This window comes from Roseomonas sp. TS2, assembly GCF_058833935.1.
In genome coordinates, this window is record NZ_JCACVY010000227.1 from 1 (window position 1) to 5848 (window position 5848).

Annotated in this window: 6 protein-coding genes; 1 reads left to right on the top strand and 5 read right to left on the bottom strand. The window is 73.8% G+C overall.

Annotated elements, in window-relative coordinates; translation table 11 throughout:
- Positions 1 to 110: 110 nt before the first annotated feature.
- The 3 genes from ACZJYS_RS21930 to ACZJYS_RS21940 form a co-directional block, all read right to left on the bottom strand.
- A complete protein-coding gene (locus tag ACZJYS_RS21930) occupies positions 111 to 1328 on the bottom strand; it encodes an ABC transporter permease (protein ID WP_181378068.1) in 1218 nt (405 codons plus the stop codon).
- Between the two features lies 1 nt (position 1329).
- Positions 1330 to 2391: an ABC transporter substrate-binding protein gene (locus tag ACZJYS_RS21935; RefSeq protein ID WP_379635438.1), complete on the bottom strand. Its 1062-nt coding sequence runs from the start codon at positions 2389 to 2391 to the stop codon at positions 1330 to 1332.
- 96 nt (positions 2392 to 2487) lie between these two features.
- Positions 2488 to 3600, bottom strand: a complete 1113-nt coding sequence (locus tag ACZJYS_RS21940) for an ABC transporter ATP-binding protein (protein WP_379652111.1) — start codon at positions 3598 to 3600, stop codon at positions 2488 to 2490.
- A gap of 127 nt (positions 3601 to 3727) precedes the next feature.
- Between ACZJYS_RS21940 and ACZJYS_RS21945 the strand changes: the two genes are divergently transcribed.
- Positions 3728 to 4732, top strand: a complete 1005-nt coding sequence (locus ACZJYS_RS21945; RefSeq protein ID WP_379652112.1) for an enoyl-CoA hydratase/isomerase family protein — start codon at positions 3728 to 3730, stop codon at positions 4730 to 4732.
- A gap of 49 nt (positions 4733 to 4781) precedes the next feature.
- Here the strand turns inward: ACZJYS_RS21945 and ACZJYS_RS21950 are convergent, their stop codons facing one another.
- Both ACZJYS_RS21950 and ACZJYS_RS21955 read right to left on the bottom strand, forming a co-directional pair.
- On the bottom strand, positions 4782 to 5213 hold the full coding sequence (locus ACZJYS_RS21950; RefSeq protein WP_493180318.1) for a DUF1810 domain-containing protein: 432 nt from the start codon (positions 5211 to 5213) through the stop codon (positions 4782 to 4784).
- 53 nt (positions 5214 to 5266) lie between these two features.
- The coding region (locus tag ACZJYS_RS21955; protein WP_493180319.1) for a YbfB/YjiJ family MFS transporter at positions 5267 to 5848 on the bottom strand (582 nt) is incomplete at its 5' end.

Below are 5848 nucleotides of genomic sequence, written 5' to 3' on the forward strand. Positions count from 1 at the left end.
TTCTGGCTGCCGGCGCTGTGGAACAGCCTGCGCGGCGGGCGGCACGGGCGCGGCCGGGGCCTCACGGCTGGCGATGCGCGCCGGGATGCGCGGCGTGGCGGGGCCGGCGCTCATGCCGCGCGCATCCGCGAGAAGCCGACGAGCCGGCCATACACCGCCAGGATCACCGCCACCGCCGCCAGGATCAGGCAGGAGAGCGCCGCCGCCATCCCCCAGTTGACCGTGCGGGAGGCGTAGAAGGCGACGAAATAGGGCAGCATCTGGTCGTTGGCGCCGCCGAGCAGGGCGGGCGTGACGTAGAAGCCCAGCGCCTGGATGAACACCAGCAGGCACCCCGCCCCCACCCCTGGCAGGGAGAGCGGCAGCGTCACCCGCCAGAAGGCCAGCGCCGGCGCGGCGCCGAGCGAGACGGCGGCGCGCGGCAGCCGCCAGTCCAGCGACTTCAGGCTGGCATAGATGGGCAGCACCATGAAGGGCAGCAGGATGTGCACCATGGCCAGCAGCACGGCGCCGCGGTTGAACAGCAGCGGCAGCGGCCCGGAGGTCAGCTGCAGCGCGCCGAGGGCGGCGTTCACCACCCCCTCGCGCTGCAGCAGCACCATCCAGGCGGCGGTGCGGACGATCAGGCTGGTCCAGAAGGGCAGCAGCACGCCGGCCATCAGCCAGGGCACGGCGCGCGGCGGCGCGGTGGCGATCAGCCAGGCCAGCGGGTAGCCGACGCCGAGGCAGATGAGCGTGGCCAGCAGCCCCATCCACAGGGTGCGCCAGAGGATGGCGCGGAAGATCGCCTCGTCCGGCGGCGCGGTGGCGAGGCTGCCGGTGGCGTCCCGCTTCAGGTCGAGCACCGCCAGCAGGTTGAAGTCCGAGACCGGGCCGCCGGCGCGGCGGATGGCGCCCCAGGGGGCGATGCCGCCCCACTCCTCGCTGATCGCCAGCACCGCCGCGCGCGCCTCGCCCTCGAAGGGCTGGGCCACGCGCCGGGCGGTCATCGGCAGCAGGGAGCGGAAGCCGGGCAGGTCGGCGTTCAGCCGCGCCGCGGCGCGGGCGATGCCGCCGCCGCCCGCCTGCTGGTCGCGCGCCCGCGCTTCCCGCAGGTCCTCGACCAGGGCGGCGAAGGCGGGCTCCCCCGGCGGCGCCGTGCCGTCCCAGGCCGAGAGCGCGGCCAGGGTGCGCGGCAGCACCGGCGCCACCTCGCCCTCCTGCACCGCGCGGAACAGGAAGGCGCCGATCGGCAGCACGAAGACGCCAAGCAGGAACAGCAGCAGCGGCGCCACCAGCGCCGCCGCCGCCAGCCGCGCTTTCAGCGGCGCATTCGTCCCTTGGGCCAAGTCAGCGCGAGACCCAGTTGTTGAAGCGCTGGTTCAGCTTGTCGAGGTTGTCGAGCCAGAACTGGTCGTTCAGCTGCAGCGCGCCCTCGGCGTTCTCGGGCGCGGTGGGCAGGTTGGCCAGCACGGCGGGGGCGAGGTTGGCGTTGGCGCCCTTGGCCGTGACGCCATAGGGGATGCGCGGCGGCAGCCCGGCCTGGACATTGGGCTGGCCGACGAACTTCAGGAAGTCGAGCGCCGCCGCCTTGTTCGGGCTGCCCTTCATGATCACCCAGGAATCGAGGGTGAAGACGTTGCCGGACCAGGCGATGCCGAAATTGCGCCCGTCATTCTGGTTGGCGGCGCTGATGCGGCCATTGTAGGCGTTGGTCATGGCGACCTCGCCGCTGGCCAGCAGCTGCGGCGGCTGGCTGCCGCGCTCCCACCAGATGATGTCCTGCTTCAGCGTGTCGAGCTTGCGGAAGGCGCGGTCCACGCCGGCGCTGGTGCCGAGCAGCTTGTAGACCTCGCCCGGGGCCACGCCATCGGCCAGCAGCGCGATCTCCAGCGTCACCTTCGGGCCGCGGCGCAGGCCGCGCTTGCCGGGGAACTTCGCCGTGTCGAAGAAGTCGGCCCAGCTGCGCGGGCCATTGGCCATGCGCGCGCGGTCATAGGCCAGCACGAAGGAATAGAGGATGTTGCCGACGCCGCACTCGCTGACGGCCTCGGGGATGTAGTGCTCCCGCCCGCCGATGGCGGCGTAGTCCATCTTCTCGAACAGCCCCTCCTCGCAGCCGAGCAGCAGCTCCTCGCTCTCCACCTGCACCAGGTCCCAGTTGTTGGCGCCGGACTGGATCTTGGCGCGCAGCACGCCGACGCCGCCATCCCAGGTCTCCTCCAGCAGGCGGGCATTGCCCTGCTGCTGCCAGGGGCGGAAGAACACCTCGCGCTGCGCGTCCTGGTAGGCGCCGCCCCAGGAGACGATGGTCAGGTCCCGCCCCTGCGCCTGCGCGGCGCCGCCCGAAAGACCCGTGCCCAGCAGGCCAACACCCAGCGCCAGCATGGCGCCGAAACCTCTCCGCAGCATCGTCTTGCTCCCCTGGCCGGGACCGCCGGCTCTCCCGCCGCGCAGCCTAGGCCAGGACGCGAAGGGGTTGAAGGGCAAAGGCCTCCGCCGCGCTTCTCAGCCTTCCGCGGCGAAGGCGTGGGCGTGCGCCGGGTCCCACGCCACCGAGACCAGCGTGCCCGGCTCCGGCAGCATCCCCGCCCCCACGGGGCGCTTGGCCACCACCTCGGCGCCATCGCCCAGGCTCAGGCGCAGCCGAACATGGTCGCCCTGGAAGATCACCTCGACAAGCCGGGCGGAAAGCGCGTCCTCCCCCATCTCGGAGGCGAGGATGGCGGCCACCGCCACCCGCTCCGGCCGCACCGCGACGAGGCAGCGGCTGCCGGGCGCGCCGGCATCCACGGGGCGCGCCAGCACCTCGGTGCCGCTGTCGAGCATCACCCGGATGGCGCGGTCCCGCCCCTCCCCCTCGGGTGCGCTCCGCACCACGCCGGGCAGCCGGTTGTTCTCGCCCACGAAGCCGGCGACGAAGGCGTTCTCCGGCTGCTCGTAGAGGCGGCGCGGCGCGGCGAGCTGGCGGATGCGCCCGCCCTCGAACACGGCGATGCGGTCCGAGAGGGTGAGCGCCTCCTGCTGGTCGTGCGTCACGTACATCATGGTCAGGCCCAGGCGCTGGTGCAGGGCGCGGATCTCGTACTGCATCTCCTCGCGCAGCGCCTTGTCCAGCGCGCCCAGCGGCTCGTCCAGCAGCACGATGGGCGGCTCGAACACCATGGCGCGGGCCAGCGCGACGCGCTGCTGCTGCCCGCCCGAGAGCTGGGTGGGCCGCCGTTCGCCGAAGCTCTCCAGCCGCACCATGGCCAGCGCCTTCCGCACCCGCTCGGCGCGCGCGGCCTTGGGCACGCCGCGCACCTCCAGCGGGAAGGCCACGTTCTCCGCCACGCTCATGTGCGGGAACAGCGCGTAGGACTGGAACACCACGCCGATGCCCCGCCTGTGCGGCGGCAGCCGCGCGATGTCCCGCCCGCCGAGCAGGATGCGCCCCTCGCTCGGCATCTCGAAGCCGGCCAGCAGCATCAGCGTCGTCGTCTTGCCGGAGCCGGAAGGGCCGAGCAGGGTGAGCAGCTCGCCCTTCTCCACCTCCAGGTCCAGCCGCTGCACGGCATAGCCGGAGGCCGCCGCGCCATAGGCCTTGCGCACGCCCTCGAAGCGGACCAGCGGCTCCGCCATCCTGTTCATCCCCCGTGCTTCGCGCCTCTGTTTGTACCCTCCGGCGCTGCATTCCCGCCGGCGGGCGGGTTGTCAACCGCGCGCCATGCCGCGACCCTGCGCCGCACAACCGAACGGAGGATCGTCGATGACCCAAGCCGAAGCCAGCCTGATCATCCGGCGGGAGGGCGCCGTGGGCCACCTCACCATGAACCGCCCCCGCGCCCTGAACGCGCTGGACCTCGCCATGATCGACGGCTTCGCCGCTGCCCTCGCCGAATGGCGGGACGCGCCGGAGGTGCGGATGGTGCTGCTGGAAGGCGCCGGCGACCGCGCCTTCTGCGCCGGCGGCGATGTCCGCCAGGTGCGGCAGGACGTGCTGGACGGCCGCTTCGAGGCGGTGGAGGCCTTCTTCACCCGCGAATACGCGGTGAATGCCGGCATCGCCACCTTCCCGCGCCCCTGGGTCAGCCTGATCGACGGCGTGTGCATGGGCGGCGGGCTCGGCGTCTCGGTGCATGGCAGCCACCGCATCGTCACCGAGCACGCGCTGCTGGCCATGCCGGAGACGGCCATCGCGCTCTTCCCCGATGTCGGCACCAGCTACGTGCTGCCGCGCCTGCCCGGCTCGCCCAGCGGCGCGATGGGGCGCTGGATCGCCCTCACCGGCGCCCGGCTGAAAGGCGCCGAGGCGGTGGAAGCCGGGCTCGCCACCCATTTCGTGCCGCGCGAGAAGCTGGCCGCGCTCCGCGCCGCCCTGCTGGAGAGCGGCGACGCCGCGGCGGTGGAGCGCTTCGCCGAGGCCGTGCCGGAGGGGCGCATCGCTGGGCTCCGCCCGGCCATCGAGCGCTGCTTCGGCCATGCGGACCGCGCCGGCATCGAGGCGGCGCTGCAGGCCGAAGCCACGGATTGGGCGCGCGAGCAGCAGGCCATCCTCGCCCGCGTCTCGCCGACCAGCGTGGCGGTGACGCTGGAGCTGCTGGAGCGCGGCGCCAGCCTCGACCTGCCCGGCTGCCTGGAGCAGGAGCTGGTGCTGACCCGCAGCGTCACCCGGCACCCGGATTTCGCCGAAGGCGTCCGCTCGGTGCTGGTGGACAAGGATGGCAAGCCGGCGTGGCAGCCGCTCCGGGATGTGCGGCCGATGTTTGCGTGACAGGGAAGGCCGGGGGAAGGAATTCCCCCGGACCCCCATCTTCTTTCTGTCAGTTTTCCGGGGGGAGCGCGGCCAGGGTGCGCGCGTCGCGGGTGCCGCCGTAGAACCGGTCCAGCACGGCGGCGAAGACGGGCTCCGCCGGCGCCGCCAGCGCGAACAGCGTCATGCTGGACTGGAACTTCATGTCGTCCGGGCTGCCCAGGATGTCGTGCGCCGAGCGGCCCGGCACGGCGTTCATCAGCGCCGCGCAGTCCCGCAGCCGGGGGCCGAGCACGGGATGGGCCAGATAGGCCCGCGCCTCCGCCAGCGAGGCGATGCCGTAGCGCTGCGCCATGGCGCTATGGCCGAGGCCGCGTAGCTGCGGGAAGACGAACCACATCCAGTGGCTGCGCTTCTGGCCCACCGCCAGCTCGCGCCGCACCTGGTCGATGACCGGCGCCTGCGCCTGGACGAAGCGGTCGAGGTCGAACGGATCTGCCATGGCGAGAGACTGGGCGGCGGTCGCCCGGCCGGGAAGCGCCCTGCCCCGCACGATCAGGCGAGGCGCTGCCCCGCCCAGGCCACCGCCAGCGCCGCCGCCGAGGCCAGCAGCCCGGCGCCGAACACCGCCGCGTGGCTGTCCCCCGTGGCGTGGAACAGCGCGGCCAGGGCGAAGCCGGTCACCGCCTGGGCCAGGGCGTAGATCACCGTGGCCCGCGCCCAGAGGATGCCGGCGGCGGGGCCGCCGATCTCGCGCGCCGCCGCCAGGGCCACGGCGCTGGCGCCGACCCCGGCGAAGCCGCAGAACGGCGCCGCCAGCAGCACCGCGCCGGCGCCGGGCAGCAGGCAGAGACCGAGCGCCGCCACCTGCACCGCCATCCACAGCGTCAGTGTCCGCCGCCCGCCGATGCGGCCGGCGAGCCGCCCGCCCAGCAGCGTGCCCGCCGCGGCGCCCAGCCCGAACAGCACCCAGAGCAGCGCCGTGGCCGCCGCCTCCAGCCCGCGCCCGCGCACGCCGAGATCGGCGAGATAGACCATCGGCGGCACCATGCCGGTGGCCGAGAGCAGGTAGGCCAGCAGCAGCGCGCCGGCGCGCGGCACCGCCTGGCCGGTGGGCAGGCGCATGGTCTCGGCGGC

Excerpts from the sequence above, each read along its gene's own strand:
- ACZJYS_RS21940 (WP_379652111.1), bottom strand. The coding sequence starts at position 3,600 with ATGGCGGAGCCGCTGGTCCGCTTCGAGGGCGTGCGCAAGGCCTATGGC.
- ACZJYS_RS21935 (WP_379635438.1), bottom strand. The coding sequence starts at position 2,391 with ATGCTGCGGAGAGGTTTCGGCGCCATGCTGGCGCTGGGTGTTGGCCTG.
- ACZJYS_RS21945 (WP_379652112.1), top strand. The coding sequence starts at position 3,728 with ATGACCCAAGCCGAAGCCAGCCTGATCATCCGGCGGGAGGGCGCCGTG.
- ACZJYS_RS21950 (WP_493180318.1), bottom strand. The coding sequence starts at position 5,213 with ATGGCAGATCCGTTCGACCTCGACCGCTTCGTCCAGGCGCAGGCGCCG.